12 protein-coding genes are annotated in these 15,590 nt (G+C 70.4%); 9 read left to right on the top strand and 3 right to left on the bottom strand.

Translation table 11 applies throughout. From position 1 onward, the window contains the following. Window positions 1-68: 68 nt before the first annotated feature. The gene (locus tag OG787_RS36295; protein WP_369030848.1) at window positions 69-980 is read left to right on the top strand and encodes a phosphatase PAP2 family protein; all 912 of its coding nucleotides are present in this window, start codon (window positions 69-71) and stop codon (window positions 978-980) included. A 20-nt stretch (window positions 981-1,000) separates the two neighbouring features. On the opposite strand, the gene OG787_RS36290 is transcribed toward OG787_RS36295, so the two are convergent. Together OG787_RS36290 and OG787_RS36285 are read right to left on the bottom strand one after the other, a co-directional pair. Next, the gene (locus tag OG787_RS36290) at window positions 1,001-4,009 is read right to left on the bottom strand and encodes a bifunctional [glutamine synthetase] adenylyltransferase/[glutamine synthetase]-adenylyl-L-tyrosine phosphorylase (RefSeq protein ID WP_369030847.1); all 3,009 of its coding nucleotides are present in this window, start codon (window positions 4,007-4,009) and stop codon (window positions 1,001-1,003) included. Window positions 4,010-5,043: 1,034 nt separating this feature from the next. Then, the gene (locus OG787_RS36285) at window positions 5,044-5,889 is read right to left on the bottom strand and encodes a hypothetical protein (RefSeq protein ID WP_405538069.1); all 846 of its coding nucleotides are present in this window, start codon (window positions 5,887-5,889) and stop codon (window positions 5,044-5,046) included. Window positions 5,890-6,063: 174 nt separating this feature from the next. Between OG787_RS36285 and OG787_RS36280 the strand changes: the two genes are divergently transcribed. Genes OG787_RS36280 through OG787_RS36270 form a run of 3 tightly spaced genes read left to right on the top strand, consistent with a single transcriptional unit; the run spans window position 6,064 to window position 7,839 of the window. Beyond that, complete coding sequence (locus OG787_RS36280) at window positions 6,064-6,810, top strand: response regulator transcription factor (RefSeq protein ID WP_405538066.1); 747 nt, start codon at window positions 6,064-6,066, stop codon at window positions 6,808-6,810. Between the two features lie 38 nt (window positions 6,811-6,848). Next, on the top strand, window positions 6,849-7,352 hold the full coding sequence (locus OG787_RS36275) for a pyridoxamine 5'-phosphate oxidase family protein (RefSeq protein ID WP_369030844.1): 504 nt from the start codon (window positions 6,849-6,851) through the stop codon (window positions 7,350-7,352). Between the two features lie 43 nt (window positions 7,353-7,395). Further along, entirely contained in the window at window positions 7,396-7,839 is a 444-nt protein-coding gene (locus tag OG787_RS36270) for a VOC family protein (protein WP_405538065.1), read from the top strand. A 97-nt stretch (window positions 7,840-7,936) separates the two neighbouring features. On the opposite strand, the gene OG787_RS36265 is transcribed toward OG787_RS36270, so the two are convergent. Continuing rightward, a complete protein-coding gene (locus OG787_RS36265; RefSeq protein WP_369030842.1) occupies window positions 7,937-9,298 on the bottom strand; it encodes a glutamine synthetase family protein in 1,362 nt (453 codons plus the stop codon). Between the two features lie 321 nt (window positions 9,299-9,619). Here OG787_RS36265 and OG787_RS36260 point away from each other — a divergent pair, with 321 nt between their 5' ends. The 5 genes from OG787_RS36260 (at window position 9,620) to OG787_RS36240 (ending at window position 15,590) form a co-directional block, all read left to right on the top strand. Further along, window positions 9,620-10,306: a DUF3105 domain-containing protein gene (locus OG787_RS36260; RefSeq protein WP_369030841.1), complete on the top strand. Its 687-nt coding sequence runs from the start codon at window positions 9,620-9,622 to the stop codon at window positions 10,304-10,306. Continuing rightward, window positions 10,303-10,926, top strand: coding sequence for a DUF305 domain-containing protein (locus tag OG787_RS36255; protein ID WP_369030840.1), 624 nt, complete (start codon window positions 10,303-10,305; stop codon window positions 10,924-10,926). The genes OG787_RS36260 and OG787_RS36255 overlap by 4 nt, the downstream gene beginning before the upstream one ends. 205 nt (window positions 10,927-11,131) lie before the next feature. Next, window positions 11,132-13,075 carry a protease pro-enzyme activation domain-containing protein gene (locus OG787_RS36250; protein WP_369030839.1) on the top strand — a complete coding sequence of 648 codons (1,944 nt, stop codon included), beginning with the start codon at window positions 11,132-11,134 and terminating at the stop codon, window positions 13,073-13,075. 115 nt (window positions 13,076-13,190) lie between these two features. Continuing rightward, complete coding sequence (locus tag OG787_RS36245; RefSeq protein ID WP_405538063.1) at window positions 13,191-14,945, top strand: NAD+ synthase; 1,755 nt, start codon at window positions 13,191-13,193, stop codon at window positions 14,943-14,945. 33 nt (window positions 14,946-14,978) lie between these two features. After that, window positions 14,979-15,590, top strand: a complete 612-nt coding sequence (locus OG787_RS36240) for an SMI1/KNR4 family protein (protein ID WP_405538062.1) — start codon at window positions 14,979-14,981, stop codon at window positions 15,588-15,590.

Genomic DNA, 15,590 nt, shown 5'->3' with positions numbered 1-15,590 from the left:
GAACGTGCGGGTCGTACAGGACCAGGGGATGATCTGGGAGGGGGCCGTATCTGGCAGACTCTGTGTCCATGGGTGAGACGACCGTGACGACGAAGGAAGGCCACGACATGGCCGCTCCGCACTCTGTCGCGGGCCAGGCCGGCCGACCGGACCCGGCAGACGCGACGGATGCCGAGGTGAACGGCCGCGCGGGCAATGCCTTCCTGCGCAGGCTCCGCGCTCCGCGCCGGCCGCGGCTGTGGTTCGAGATCCTGCTGATCGCGGTCAGTTACTGGACGTACTCACTCATCCGCAACGCGGTACCGGAGCAGAAGGCCGAGGCGCTGCGCAACGCGGACTGGATCTGGAAGACCGAGCACAGCCTGGGCATCGCCTTCGAGGAATCGGTCAACCACGCGATCAACTCGGTGACTTGGCTGATCGTGGGCATGAACTACTACTACGCGACACTGCACTTCGTCGTCACTCTCGGTGTTCTCGTGTGGCTGTACCGCAGTCATCCGGGCCGGTACGCGGCGACACGTCTGACTCTCTTCGCCACCACGGTCGTCGCACTGGTCGGTTACTACCTGTATCCGCTGGCCCCGCCCCGGCTGATGAACGGCGGCGACTTCATCGACACGGTGATGATCCACCACACCTGGGGTTCGATGGCCTCCGGCGACCTCAAGCACATGTCGAACCAGTACGCGGCGATGCCGTCGATGCACATCGGCTGGTCCACGTGGGCCGGTCTGACGATCTTCGCCCTGGCGAGCGTGCCATGGGTGCGCGTCCTCGGTCTGCTCTATCCGATGGCGACCCTGCTGGTGATCGTCGCCACCGCCAACCACTTCTGGCTGGACGCGGTGGGCGGCCTCATGTGCCTGAGCTTCGGCTTCCTGGTGGCCCGCCTCTGGTACGGCAAGCTCCCGTACGCCCTCCCGAAGCTGGTCCCGGTGCAGGGGCAGGGCGGGCCGCTGCTCCCGGTCAAGCCATAGCCGGCTGACCGGGGCCGCTCCTACGCGGGCGCCGCCCCGTAGAACAGGGTGTCCACGACACCGCGCGCCCGTCGGGTGGTCCTCCGGTACGCGTCGATCATGTCGCCGACATGTCCCGGCCCGTACCCCAGATACCGCCCGACCGCGCCCAGTTCACGCCCGTCGGAGGGGAAGGTGTCCCCGGCCCGTCCGCGCACCAGCATCACGGCGTTGCGCACCCGGGTCGCCAGGACCCACGCCTCGTCCAGTATCGCGGCGTCCTCGCCGGAGATGAGGTCGGCGGCGCAGGCCGCGGCGAGGGCTTCGCGGGTACGGGTGGTCCGGAGCCCGGGTTCGGCCCAGCCGTGCTGGAGTTGCAGCAGCTGGACGGTCCACTCCACGTCCGAGAGGCCGCCCCGGCCGAGCTTGGTGTGCAGGGTGGGATCGGCGCCGCGGGGCATCCGCTCCGACTCCATCCGTGCCTTCAGCCGCCGGATCTCGCGCACCGCGTCGTCGCCGAGGCCCTCCGCCGGGTAGCGCAGCGGGTCGATCAGCTCGATGAAACGGCGCCCCAACTCCAGGTCCCCGGCGACGACTTCGGCCCGCAGCAGCGCCTGCGACTCCCAGACGAGGGACCAACGCCGGTAGTAGGCCTCGTACGAGGTCAGGGTGCGCACGGTCGGCCCGGACTTGCCCTCGGGGCGCAGATCCGCGTCGATGAGCAACGGCGGGTCGGAGCTGGGCACTTGGAGCAGTCGCCGCATCTCGGAGACCACGGCGTTGGCGGCCTTGGCGGCCTCCTCCTCGCCGACGCCCTCCCGGGCCTCGTGCACGAAGAGCACATCGGCGTCGGAGCCGTAGCCGAGTTCGTGCCCGCCGAAGCGGCCCATGCCGATCACCGCGAACCGGGTGGGCAGGGTGTCGCCCCACCCGTCTCGCACGACAGCCCTCAGGGTCCCGGCGATGGTCGCGGCCGTGATGTCGGAGAGTGCGCTGCCGACGAGGTCCACGAGGGCGCCCTGGTCGGCCTGGGCGGGCGACTGCTCTGTGCCGTAGGAGCCGACGATGTCGGCGGCGGCCGTACGGAACAGTTCGCGTCGGCGGACACCGCGGGCGGCGTACACGCCCTGTTCGCCGGTTTCGGAGCGTCCGACGGCGGCCAGTATCTCCTGCTCCAGGTGGTCGCGTTCGCGGGGCTCCAGCTGGCCTCCGCCGTCGCCGTCACCGAGGAGCGCGACGGCCTCCGGGGCCCGCATGAGCAGGTCGGGGGCGAGCCGCCCGGCGGACAAAACCCGAGCCAGGTTCTCGGCGGCGGCGCCCTCGTCCCTCAACAGCCGCAGATACCAAGGGGTTCGGCCGAGCGCGTCGGACACCTTCCGGAAGTTGAGCAGCCCGGCGTCCGGATCGGCGGAGTCGGCGAACCACCCCAACAGGACGGGCAGCAACGTACGTTGGATGGCGGCCTTCCGGCTCACCCCACTCGCCAGCGCCTCCAGGTGCCGCAGGGCGGCGGCCGGATCGGCGTACCCGAGCGCGACCAGCCGCTCCCGGGCCGCACCGGTGCTCAACCTGCTCTCGCCGGGGGCGAGTTGGGCGACGGCGTCGAGCAGCGGCCGGTAGAAGAGCTTCTCGTGCAGCCGCCGTACGCCGGACGCGTGCCGCTTCCACTCACGGTTCAGCTCGGCGACGGGGTCGGTACGCAGCCCCAACGAGCGCCCGATGCGCCGCAGATCGGCCTCGTCCTCGGGAACGAGATGGGTGCGCCGCAGCCGGAACAGCTGGATCCGGTGCTCCATGGACCGCAGGAACCGATAGGCGTCGTCGAGCTGTACGGCATCGGCGCGCCCGACGTACCCACCGGCGGCGAGCGCGTCGAGCGCGTCGAGGGTGGTCCCGCTCCGCAGGGAGGTGTCGGCCCGCCCGTGCACCAACTGAAGCAGCTGCACGGCGAATTCGACGTCACGCAACCCACCGGGCCCGAGTTTGAGCTCCCGCTCGACCTCGGCGATGGGAATGTTCTCGACGACCCGACGGCGCATCTTCTGCACGTCGTTGACGAAGTTCTCGCGCTCGGCGGCGTGCCAGACGAGGGGGGCGAGCGCGGCGACGTACTGCTCCCCCAGCTCGGGGTCGCCGGCGACCGGCCGGGCCTTGAGCAGCGCCTGGAACTCCCAGGTCTTGGCCCAGCGCTGGTAGTAGGCGAGATGACTGCTGAGCGTCCGCACGAGGGGTCCGTTGCGCCCCTCGGGCCGCAGATTGGCGTCGACGGGCCAGATACTGCCCTCGATGGTGGTCTCGGAGCAGATGCGCATGAGGTGGGAGGCGAGGCGTGTGGCGGCGCGCATGGCTTTCTGCTCATCGGCCCCGTCGACGGCTTCCCCGACAAAAATGACATCGACGTCGGAGACGTAGTTCAGCTCGTGGCCGCCGCACTTGCCCATGGCGATCACGGCGAGCCGGCAGATCGAGGCGTCCTCGGGCGCGGCGGTCCGGGCGATGGCGAGGGCGGCGCGGAGGGTGGCGGTGGCGAGGTCGGCGAGTTCGGCGGCGGTCTGGGCGATGTCGGTGGTGCCGCACACGTCGCGGGCGGCGATGGACAGCAGGCAGCGCCGGTAGGCGACGCGCAGCGAGATGGGGTCGGTGGCCTCGGCGAGCCCCCGCTCGAACTCCTCCACCCCGGGGTGAAGATCCCGGGGCTCGTACATGACGAGGGCGTGCCAGTCGCGTGGATGCCGGATGAGGTGATCCCCGAGGGCGGCGGAGGCACCGAGCACCCCTAGCAGCCGGTCGCGCAGCGGCTTGGCCGCTATCACCGTGTCCAGCAGCTCGTGCTGAGCGGTCCGGCCTTCCTGCGCCTCGACGAGCCGGACGAGCCCGAGCAGCGCGAGGTCGGGGTCGGCGGTCGCTCCGAGCGCGTCGAGCAGCACGGGGTCGTCCCGCAGAGAGGCCAGCCCGGCACTTTCGAGCAGCCGCTCGGCCCCGGAAGGATCGGTGAAACCGTGCCGCAGCAGCCGCGTGAAGGTACTGCTCCTGCGCCCCGGCGCCATCATCCTGGGCCTCCCCATCGGATCTAGGTCGTGCGGCCTTGAGCGTAACCGGAGAGGGTGGGGGAAGCACCGGGGCGGGGTACGGGGTTTCAGGCCCGGCGGCCACCGGGGCGGGCCCCGACTGACGCTCGGGCTCCCGGCCCAGGCCCAGGCCCAGGCCCAGGCTCCGGCTCCGGCCCCAGGCTCCGGGCTCCGGGTCCCGGCCGACACTCGGGCCCCGGGTTCTCCGGCTCCCGACCGACACTCGGGCCCCGGGTTCTCCGGCTCCCGACCGACGCGCCGATTCCCTTCGGCCACGCGTGAGCGGCGCGGCGCCACTCACCGGCCCCGCGCGGTCGGCGGCGCCGGGCAGGCCGCCGAGGTCCACCCGAGGAGGGACGGGCTCGCCGCGCCGCCGCCCCGGCCACCGGACCCCAAGCTCCGGCTCCCGGCATATGCGCCGCACCGCTTCCCGGCGGCCGCCTCGGTGGCGTGGCCCGGCGCACCGGCCCGGCGCAATCGACGACGCCGACCAGACCGCCGAGGTCCACCCGAGGAGGGACGGGCTCGCCGCGCCGCCGCCCCGGCCACCGAACCCCAAGCTCCGGCCACCGGCAGACCCACCGCACCGCTTCCCGGCAGCCACCCCGGCGGCGCGGCCCCGCCCACCGGCCCGGCGCAATCGACGACGCCGAGGTCCGCCCGAGGCAGGACGGGCTCGCCGCGCCACCGACCGGCAGGGCTGCCGGTGTCAGTCGGCGACGACGACCGTGGCCGACCGGAGGAAGTCGGGCCACATCGCCGACCAGGCCGCCGGAGCCCCATGCTCCGGGTCCCGGCCGACGCGCCAGCCGTCGTGGGCGGCGTGCCACCCACCGGTCCGGCGCGGTCGCCGGCGCCCGGACCGCCCCGGGGCGGACGCCCCGCGCCCCCCCTGTGCCCCACAGGACGTGGCCGACCGGCAGAGGGCGGCCCGCGCCATCGGGCCCGGCCCTCGACTCGGTCGACGGCGCCGAACAGGCCGGCGATGTCCGCCCGCGGAGCGACAGCCCGCCGAGTCACCGAGCCACGATCAGCGTGGCCGGTCGGGTGAGGTCGGTTGTGATCGTGTCGCCCGGGGCGTGGCCCTGGGGTGCGGTGCCGTCGGGGGGTGGCAGGACGGCTGCGGTGAGGGGCTGGACGGCGACGGGGACGAGGACTCGGCGTACCGTGCCGGGCGGGCCGTCGGTCCGCAGGGATGCGTACTGGACGTCCAGGCACTGTTCTCGGAGTGCCTCGGCCGCGTCCCGTACCGGTGTCCCGGGCTCGACCGTCGGGAGGACTACCCGGTGACTGGATCGGCGATCGAGGCCCTCGCAGGCCGGGGGGTCCGGTCGCGCGGGCCCCGTGGTCTCGCGCGACGCGGACAGCGTGAGGCGGACGAGGTCGTCGGCATCCGTTCCCGTGACGTCGATCCGGATGACCCCCCGGCGCAGCTGCTCCACCGGGTGCCCGTCGAGGTCGGCCCGCACCTGGTCCGCCGTATCCACCAGGAACCCCGACTCGACCGAGGGGTCCTCCGGGGGCCACGGCCGGGATGCCCACCCCCGGGAGGCTCGCTCCGGGGCGGGCCAGTGGCGGAGCACCACCAGCAGTTGGTCGTCGGGGCGGGTGAAGGGGTGGGCGCGTCCCTCGGCCGAGGTGAACGCCCCGGCCGACCGGACGGCGGCACGCGACTCCCCGTCGATCCGGACCCCGCCCCGGGACCCGAGTGTGAACCTCACGTCGGAGAACTCCGTGCTGTCGCTCGCTGCCTCGGCGGTGGCGGGCGCGCCCTCGCACCCGGTGGTGAGGAGCGCGGCGACAAGGGCGGCTGCGCCGGCGAGACAGGACGAGTGGGATACGTAGGAACAGTGGACGCGCATGGTATGCCTCCGTCGGGCCGACGCGGGCGGCCGACTCGACCGCCTGCCTCGACACTGCGCGCGCCAACGCCCGCAGCCCATTCGTCATTTGGCGAATCTCCGGCATTCCCGGCGTCACGGAGACCCGCGGGCGTACATTCGGAACCACGCGAGAACCGGCCCCGGGAGGCCGTCATGACAGCAGCAGCCGGTACGACGGCCCAGGCCCACCTGCGACGCATGGCGGACGTCCTCGCCGAGGCACGGGAGGACACGTCGGACGACGTACCGCCGAGGTGCCTGCTGACCGGTCTACAAAGCCTCGTACCCTGCGACGCCGTCAGCTTCTCGGAGCTGGACATCCCGACCCGGCGCCACATCAACGCGCAGGAGACGGTGGTCGAGGACGAGAACTGCGAGATGGAGCCGTACTGGCGCTGGCGCCACCAGCACCTCCAGTGCCAGCGGGTCACCTCGCAGCCCCGCAGCAGCCCCGAGATCACCCAGCTGACGGACTTCATGCCGGTCCGCCGGCTGACGAACCTGGCGATCTACACCGAGTTCCTCCGACCGACCAAGTGCATCGCGGCCATCGCCCTGCCCACCGCCCCGGGCCGCACCCGCGTCTACCAGCTCCTGCGTGACGACCCGAAGCCGTTCACCGACGCCGAGATGACCACCCTCTACCTGCTGGCACCCCACCTGTACACGATCTACCGCGAAGCGGCCCTCAGACGCCGTCAGCCCGTACGCCTGACCGAACGCGAACTCGACGTCCTGCGCTGTGTGGCCCTGGGCATGACCACCCCGCAGATAGCCGAGCAGCTGACGGTCTCCCCGAGCACGGTCCGCAAGCACCTGGAGAACGCGTTCGGCCGCCTGGGCGTCTCCAGCCGCGCGGCGGCGGTGGCACGGGTGTTCCCTGAACCGGAGGCTCTCTGACGAGCCCCATGACGCCATGACTCCGGCGAAGGGATCCCATGGAACCGCAGGCCGAGCTGGACCCCCGCTACAGCGAGGAGACCGCCACCGCTCCCCCGTGGCCCGAGACAGAAGCACGGCTCAGCGCCGCGGAACTCTTCTGGATCTCGACGGTACGACCCGACGGCCGCCCCCACGTCACCCCGCTGCCCGCGATCTGGTCGCACGGCGCCCTGCACTTCTGCACGGGCCCCGAGGAGCGCAAGGCCCGCAACCTCGCCCAGAACCCGCAGGTCGTGCTGACGACGGGCACCAACACCTGGAACAAGGGCTACGACCTGGTGGTCGAGGGCGAGGCGGTACGGGTGTCGGACGACGACCGTCTGCGCGAGCTGGCCGCCGCCTGGGAGGCCAAGTACGGCAGTTTCTGGCACTTCGACGTGCGGGACGGTCACTTCCAGCACGGCTCCGGACACGCTGTGGTCTTTTCGGTGGCGCCCCGCACGGTTTTCGGCTTCGGTAAGGGGGAGCCGTTCAGCCAGACGCGCTGGCGGTTCGACTGAGGCGCCCGTCAAGGACGACGTGAAGCTATCTGGAGGACCAGCGATGCAGTACACGCTCGAAGTCATCCCGCTGCCCGTGAGCGACATCGACCGGGCCCGCGACTTCTACCGCGACAAGGCCGGCTTCCATGTCGACATCGACCAGGAGGTCATGCCGGGAATGCGCATCGTCCAGCTCACGCCACCGGGCTCGGGCTGTTCGATCGCCCTCGGCGACACCATCTGGGACACGATGGACGGCCCCACCCCGGCCCCCGGCTCGTACCAGGGCCTCCAACTCTGCGTCCCCGACATCAAGGCGGCCCACGCCGAACTGACGGAACGCGGCCTGGAGATCTCGGACCCGATGCAGTACTCCCCGGACGACGGCGCCACGTTCATGTACTTCAAGGACCCGGACGGCAACGGCTGGGCGATCCAGGAGTACCGCGTGCGGGCACAGAAGCCCCTGCACGAGCTGCTCGGCGAACTGGCGGCGCGCCCCTAAAGGGGGCGCAGCCCCCCTTTAGGGGCGCGGGGAACTGCGCGACAAGCCCCCACCGGCCGCAACAGGGGAAAGCGGCCGGTGGACCCCAAAACAGCCCCTAAAGAACCGGCAGATTCTTGCGCAGCTCGAACGCGGTCACCTCGGACCGGTACTCCTCCCACTCCTGCCGCTTGTTCCGCAGGAAGAAGTCGAACACGTGCTCGCCGAGCGTCTCGGCGACCAGTTCGCTGCGCTCCATCAGCGTGAGCGCCTCGCCCAGGTTCTGGGGCAGCGGCTCGATGCCCATCGCGCGGCGCTCCGCGTCCGAGAGGGCCCATACGTCGTCGTCGGCGCCCGGGGGCAGCTCGTAGCCCTCCTCGATGCCCTTGAGGCCGGCGGCCAGCAGGACGGCGTACGCCAGGTACGGGTTCGCGCCCGAGTCCAGGGAGCGGACCTCCACGCGCGCGGAGCCCGTCTTGCCGGGCTTGTACATCGGGACGCGGACCAGGGCCGAGCGGTTGTTGTGGCCCCAGCAGATGTACGAGGGGGCCTCGCCGCCGGCGCCCGCCGTGCGCTCCGAGCCGCCCCAGATGCGCTTGTACGAGTTGACCCACTGGTTGGTGATCGCGGCGATCTCCGCCGAGTGCTTCAGCAGGCCCGCGATGAAGGAGCGGCCGACCTTGGAGAGCTGGTACTCCGAGCCCGACTCGTAGAACGCGTTGCGGTCGCCCTCGAAGAGCGAGAGGTGCGTGTGCATGCCGCTGCCGGGGAACTCGGAGAACGGCTTCGGCATGAACGTCGCGTTCACGCCCTGCTCCAGCGCCACCTGCTTCATGACCAGGCGGAACGTCATGATGTTGTCCGCCGTGGAGAGCGCGTCGGCGTAGCGGAGATCGATCTCCTGCTGGCCGGGGGCGCCCTCGTGGTGGGAGAACTCGACCGAGATGCCCATCGACTCCAGCATCGTGATCGCCTGGCGGCGGAAGTCCTGGCCCACGTGGGTCGGGGTGTGGTCGAAGTAGCCGGAGTTGTCGGCCGGGGTCGGGCGCGTGCCGTCGAGCGGCTTGTCCTTCAGGAGGAAGAACTCGATCTCCGGGTGGGTGTAGAAGGTGAAACCCAGGTCGGAGCCGCGGGTGAGGGCGCGCTTGAGGACATAGCGCGGGTCCGCGAAGGACGGGGAGCCGTCCGGCATGAGGATGTCGCAGAACATCCGGGCCGTACCGGGGGCCTCCGCGCGCCACGGGAGGATCTGGAACGTCGACGGGTCCGGCTTGGCGATCATGTCGGACTCGTACACGCGGGCGAAGCCCTCGATCGCGGAGCCGTCGAAACCGATGCCCTCGTCGAAGGCCTGCTCCAGCTCGGCCGGGGCCACGGCCACGGACTTGAGGAAGCCCAGCACGTCCGTGAACCACAGCCGGACGAACCGGATGTCACGCTCCTCCAACGTCCGGAGCACGAACTCCTGCTGCTTGTCCATCTTCCGCTTCCCCATCCTTGCTGGTCAGGCCGCCTGTCTCCCGCACCACGGAAGGCGGTCGGGCACCTGAGCATCCCACCACAACAGCATTTCATGCGCATTGCGCACCTTGATCGTCCAGCCGACCTCGGAGTGAACGCCTCGCGTACGGCGGGTGGACCGCTCTGGAGCCCATCTTGCCTGTTCGCGGCGATATCCGTAATGGGCGACCACCGACCGGAACCGTTGCGGGCCATCGGGACCGGCGATCGGCCGCCACGGATTACGATCAGGGGACCGACCGTCCCTTTCCCCGTCCCTTTCCCCAGAAGGATCGATCCCATGGGTTCCGCCAAGAAGAGCGCCAAAGACAGCGGCAGCGGCAGCGCGGCGCGCAAGGCGCGCATAGAGGAGATGCGGCGCGCCGAGCGCTCGCGCGAGCGCCGGAACCGGATCCTCACGATCGGCGTGAGCGTCGTCATAGTGGCCGGCCTCGTGGTCGGTGCGACGGTTCTCGTGCGGTCGCAGTCCGACGACGACAGCAGCACCGCCGCGAGCGACTCCAAGGGCACGGGCAAGTTCGTCACCGGCGCGGACGGCGTCAAGACCTGGGACACGAAGCTCACCCAGAACCACGTCACCAAGACCGTGAACTACCCGATGGAGCCCCCGGTCGGCGGTGACCACAACCAGGTCTGGATGAACTGCAACGGCGACGTATACACCAAGGCGATCAACAACATGAACGCCGTGCACTCACTGGAACACGGCGCCGTGTGGGTGACGTACAACAGCAAGGCGTCGAAGACCGACATCGACGCGCTCGCGGCCAAGGTGAAGAAGACGCCGTACACGCTGATGAGCCCGGACGACAAGCAGGCGGACCCGATCATGCTCTCCGCGTGGGGCAAGCAGCGCACGGTGACCAGCGCCACCGACCCGAACGTGGACAAGTTCTTCTCGGAGTTCGTCCAGGGCGACCAGACCCCCGAGCCGGGTGCCGCCTGCACGAACGGGCTGTCGCAGTGAATCGCGCGCCCTGGATCGCCGCTGCCGCCGTGACGGCGCTCGTCGCGGCCGGCGCGATCACCTACGCGGTCGCCGACGGCGACGACTCCGGGATGACGGCGCCCGCCGCCGACTCCGCGGACGCCGGGTTCGCCCGAGACATGGCCGTCCACCACCAGCAGGCCGTCGAGATGTCGTACATCGTGCGCGACCGGACGGACAACGAGGAGATCCGGCGGCTCGCGTACGACATCTCGCAGACGCAGGCCAACCAGCGCGGCATGCTGCTGGGCTGGCTCGACCTGTGGGAGCTGCCGAAGGTGTCCTCGGACGCGCCGATGTCCTGGATGGACATGGCGGGCATGGCCGACGGCAAGGACGGCGCGCTGATGCCGGGCATGGCGACCAACAGCGACCTGACGAAGCTGGGCAAGCTCAGCGGCAAGCAGGCCGAGGTCTTCTACCTCCAGCTGATGACCGAGCACCACCAGGGCGGGGTCCACATGGCCGAGGGGTGTGTGGAGCGATGCGAGGTGGGGGTCGAGAAGCGGCTCGCGCAGGGCATGGTCAACGCGCAGGAGTCGGAGATCTCCCTGATGGCGGGGATGTTGAAGGAGCGCGGCGCCAAGGCCCTCTCCTAGGAGCCCGGTTCAGCAGTTCCTGGGAGCCGGTTCAGCGGGACTGTTGGGGCGTACGGCCCCAAATCGCTTGCGTATACGGTTCCTTGGGGGCTTCTTGGCCCAGCCATTCCCCCCGGATTCCCCTGGCATGAACGGTTCATCGCGAGAGTGGCCAGCGGCGAGTGATCACTCGTCTTGCTCGCGTTGAACCGCATCAGGGGGTTCCATGAGATCCAATCGCGCCATCAAGCGCGCCGGGGTGAGCCTGGCAGCGACACTGCCTCTGCTCGCCGGCGCGCTGGCGCTCGGCATACCCGCGGCCCATGCCGCGGACGCCCCGGGCCGGGACACGCTGGCCGGCACCAGGCCCGCGTGGGCCACCGCCAAGGCCGACAAGGGAGCCACGTCCGACAGCTCCAAGGTCTCCGCCCGGGTCTACCTCGCCGGCCGGGACGCCACCGGCCTGGCCGCGTACGCGAAGGCCGTCTCCGACCCGACGTCCGCCGTGTACGGCAAGTACCTCACCGCCGCCCAGGTCCAGCAGCGCTTCGGGGCCTCCCCGGCCCAGGTCGCCGCGGTCAAGGCGTGGCTGACGTCGGCGGGCCTCAAGGTCACCGGCGTCACGGCGCACTACGTCACGGTGACCGGTGACGTGGCCGCCGCCGAGAAGGCCTTCGGCACGCAGCTGCACAACTACGCCAAGGGCAAGCGGACCTATCGGGCTCCCGCAAAGACGGCGTCCGCGCCGGAGAGCCTGAACGGTGCCGTCCTGACCGTCACGGGTCTGGACAACGCCCCGCACACGGCGACCCACGACGACACGCTGCCGGCGCCGGAGACGGTGTTCCGCAACTCCGGGCCGTTCTCGACGTACTACGGCTCGAACACCGCCACCACGCTGCCGACGGCGTACGGCAAGCAGATCCCGTACGCCGTCCAGGGCTACACGGGCAAGCAGCTGCGGGCCGCGTACGGCGCGGGCAGCTGGACCGGCAAGAAGGTGCGCGTCGCCATCACCGACGCCTACGCCTCGCCGTACATCGCCGGCGACGCCGCCACCTACGCGGCCAAGCACGGCGACGCCGCCTACCGGAGCGGCCAGCTCAAGCAGGTTCTGCCGACGGACTACCGGTACACCGAGGAGTGCTCCGCGGCCGGCTGGTACGGCGAGGAGACCCTCGACGTCGAGGCCGTGCACGCGGTCGCGCCGGCGGCGGACATCACCTACGTCGGCTCGGCGTCCTGCACCGACGACGACCTGCTGGACTCGCTCGGCACGATCGTCGACAAGCACCTCGCCGACATCGTCTCCAACTCGTGGGGCGACATCGAGGCCAACCAGACGCCGGACCTGGCCGCCGCCTACGACCAGGTGTTCAAGCTGGGCGCGGTCGAGGGCATCGGCTTCTACTTCTCCTCCGGCGACAACGGCGACGAGGTCGTCAACACCGGTACGAAGCAGGTCGACACCCCGGCCAACTCGGCGTGGGTGACGGCGGTCGGCGGTACCTCGCTGGCGGTCGGCAAGGGTGACGCGTACCAGTGGGAGACCGGCTGGGGCACCGAGAAGGCCACCCTGTCGGCCGACGGCAAGAGCTGGACGGACTTCCCGGGCGCCTTCACCTCGGGCGCGGGCGGCGGCACCAGCGCGACGGTCGCGGAGCCCTTCTACCAGAAGGGCATCGTCCCGAACTCGCTGGCCAAGGCCAACAGCGAGAAGGGCAACCGGGTCGTCCCGGACATCGCGGCGATCGCCGACCCGAACACCGGTTTCAAGGTCGGCCAGACCCAGACCCTGCCGGAGGGCGGCGTCGCGTACAGCGAGTACCGCATCGGCGGTACGTCCCTTGCGGCACCGGTGATCGCGGCCGTACAGGCCCTCGCGCAGGAGGCCCGCGGCGGCGCGCCGATCGGCTTCGCCAACCCGGCGATCTACGCGAGGTACGCCTCCCACGCGGGGCTCTACCACGACGTGACCGACAACCCCACGGGGTACGGGCTCGCCGTGGCACGCCTGGACTTCACCAACGGGTACGACGCCACGGACGGGATCCTCACCTCTGTCCGCAGCCTCGGCAAGGACAGCTCGCTGAAGGCCGTACGCGGCTACGACGACGTGACCGGCGTGGGTACGCCCGCGAAGGGTTACGTGGAGTCGTACCGCCGCTGAGGCGCTTTTCCAGCGGTTCCAGGTGGTGACGGGTGGCGGCGGGAGAGACGTGGGGTGACCCACATCCCTCCCGCCGCCACCCCATCGCGTCGCATTGACGATTACACTTGGCGGCGTGCCTCAACTACGCCTCGCCCTGAACCAGATCGACTCGCGCGTCGGCGACATCGCCGGGAACGCGGAATCGATCCTCCGCTGGACCCGGCACTCCGCCGAGCAGGGAGCGCATCTCGTGGCGTTCCCGGAGATGGTGCTGACCGGGTACCCCGTCGAGGACCTCGCCCTGCGCTCCTCCTTCGTGGAGGCGTCCCGCGCGGCCCTGCGCTCGCTGGCCACGCGCCTGTCGGAGGAGGGCTTCGGCCACCTCCCGGTGGTCGTCGGCTACCTCGACCGCTCGGAGACCGACCTCCCGAAGTTCGGCCGCCCGGCGGGCTCCCCGCGCAACGCGGGCGCGGTACTGCACGGCGGCGAGGTGATCCTCACCTACGCCAAGCACCACCTCCCCAACTACGGCGTCTTCGACGAGTTCCGCTACTTCGTGCAGGGCGACACGATGCCGGTGCTGCGGGTACACGGTGTGGACGTGGCCCTGGCCATCTGCGAAGACCTGTGGCAGGACGGCGGCCGGGTCCCGGCGGCACGCTCGGCGAAGGCGGGCCTGCTGCTCTCGATCAACGCCTCCCCCTTCGAGCGCGACAAGGACGACACGCGCCTGGAGCTGGTCCGCAAGCGGGCCCAGGAGGCGGGCTGCACGACCGCCTACCTGGCGATGGTCGGCGGCCAGGACGAACTGGTCTTCGACGGCGACTCGATCGTGGTGGACGGGAACGGCGAGGTGATCGCGCGGGCCCCCCAGTTCACGGAGGGCTGCGTGGTCCTGGACCTGGACCTGCCGGCAGCGCTGCCGGACCCGCCGGCGGGCGTGGTGGACGACGGCCTGCGCATCGACCGGGTGGTGCTGTCGGAGGAGCCGGTACCGGCGTACGAGGCCGACCGGACGGGCGCGTACGCGGAACGCCTGGACGACGCCGAGGAGATGTACTCGGCGCTGGTGGTGGGCCTGCGGGCGTACGTGACGAAGAACGGCTTCAGGTCGGTGTTGATCGGCCTCTCGGGCGGCATCGACTCCGCCCTGGTCGCAGCCCTGGCGTGCGACGCGGTGGGCGCGGAGAACGTGTACGGCGTGGCGATGCCGTCCAAGTACTCCTCGGACCACTCGATCGGCGACGCGGAGGAACTGGCTCGTCGGACGGGCCTGAACTTCCGTACGGTGCCGATCGCGCCGATGTTCGACGCGTACATGGGTTCCCTGGGCCTGACGGGCCTGGCGGAGGAGAACCTCCAGTCCCGCCTGCGCGGCACGATGCTGATGGCGATCTCCAACCAGGAGGGCCACATCGTGCTGGCCCCCGGCAACAAGTCGGAACTGGCGGTGGGTTACTCCACTCTGTACGGCGACTCGGTGGGCGCGTACGGCCCGATCAAGGACGTGTACAAGACGTCGATCTTCCGGCTGGCGGAGTGGCGGAATCGGGCGGCGGAGGAGCGGGGTCAGACCCCGCCGATCCCGGAGAACTCGATCACGAAGCCGCCGAGTGCGGAGTTGCGTCCGGGGCAGATCGACACGGATTCACTGCCCGACTATCCGGTGCTGGACGCGATCCTGGAGCTTTATGTGGACCGGGACACGGGTGCCGATGCGATCGTCGCGGCCGGGTTCGACGCGGAGCTGGTGACCCGGGTGCTGCGGATGGTGGACACGGCGGAGTACAAGCGGCGGCAGTATCCGCCGGGGACGAAGATCTCGGCTAAGGGGTTCGGGAAGGACCGGCGGTTGCCTATTACCAATGGGTGGCGGGAGTCGGTGTAAAGGCCGGACACGGAACGGAAAGGACGTACCGATATGCCACAGGGCTACGAGGTGGCCTCGGTGTGGGAGCGCATCGTCAGCTGGCTCCAGGGACACGCTCCGGCAAGTGCGGAGGCACTACGCCCGGGGGCCTCGGACGAGGAGATCGCGGGCCTGAACGAGAACCTGGGATTCGAGATCCCCACCGTTCTCGAGACCTGGCTCCGCATGAACAACGGAAGTACCGCGAAGGATTCCGCGAAGCCCATTCCTGGTGGTGGGATCTCCCTCCTCCCGCACCGTGATTCGGTCATCTTCCCTGGCGGTATGAGATTCCTCGGCTGCAAGGAAATGGCCGGCCGGCACGCGGAGTATCTGCACATCGCCCAGGACATCGGGGACGACGAGTACTGGCAGTCGCCGTGGATCCCGATCATGGAGAAGAGCGACGGGCCCTACGGAGTCATTCTGGACGCGCAGAACCCTCCTGGCCCGCCGCCCCTTCTGACGTTCAGCGAAGGCGACTTCCCGAGCTTCTTCCTGCCCTCTCTCGATGATTATCTCCGGCCTCTTTCCAACCTGCTGGAGACCGGTTCGGCGCCCGGCTCCGTCATGGAGCACGAGCGCTTCACCGTTACCGACGGAAGGCTCCGCTGGACGAGCTGA

Origin of the sequence: Streptomyces sp. NBC_00075 (genome assembly GCF_045041225.1) — a bacterium.
Taxonomy (GTDB): Bacteria; Actinomycetota; Actinomycetes; order Streptomycetales; family Streptomycetaceae; genus Streptomyces; species Streptomyces adonidis.
The sequence above is the reverse complement of the archived record's forward strand: the minus strand, read 5'-3'. Positions and strand labels throughout refer to the sequence as shown.

What these genes read in the sequence shown, in the direction of transcription:
- OG787_RS36275 (WP_369030844.1), top strand. Translation starts at nt 6,849, where the DNA reads ATGGAACCGCAGGCCGAGCTGGACCCCCGCTACAGCGAGGAGACCGCC.
- OG787_RS36290 (WP_369030847.1), bottom strand. Translation starts at nt 4,009, where the DNA reads ATGATGGCGCCGGGGCGCAGGAGCAGTACCTTCACGCGGCTGCTGCGG.
- OG787_RS36295 (WP_369030848.1), top strand. Translation starts at nt 69, where the DNA reads ATGGGTGAGACGACCGTGACGACGAAGGAAGGCCACGACATGGCCGCT.
- OG787_RS36285 (WP_405538069.1), bottom strand. Translation starts at nt 5,889, where the DNA reads ATGCGCGTCCACTGTTCCTACGTATCCCACTCGTCCTGTCTCGCCGGC.
- OG787_RS36250 (WP_369030839.1), top strand. Translation starts at nt 11,132, where the DNA reads ATGAGATCCAATCGCGCCATCAAGCGCGCCGGGGTGAGCCTGGCAGCG.
- OG787_RS36265 (WP_369030842.1), bottom strand. Translation starts at nt 9,298, where the DNA reads ATGGACAAGCAGCAGGAGTTCGTGCTCCGGACGTTGGAGGAGCGTGAC.
- OG787_RS36240 (WP_405538062.1), top strand. Translation starts at nt 14,979, where the DNA reads ATGCCACAGGGCTACGAGGTGGCCTCGGTGTGGGAGCGCATCGTCAGC.
- OG787_RS36270 (WP_405538065.1), top strand. Translation starts at nt 7,396, where the DNA reads ATGCAGTACACGCTCGAAGTCATCCCGCTGCCCGTGAGCGACATCGAC.
- OG787_RS36260 (WP_369030841.1), top strand. Translation starts at nt 9,620, where the DNA reads ATGGGTTCCGCCAAGAAGAGCGCCAAAGACAGCGGCAGCGGCAGCGCG.
- OG787_RS36280 (WP_405538066.1), top strand. Translation starts at nt 6,064, where the DNA reads ATGACAGCAGCAGCCGGTACGACGGCCCAGGCCCACCTGCGACGCATG.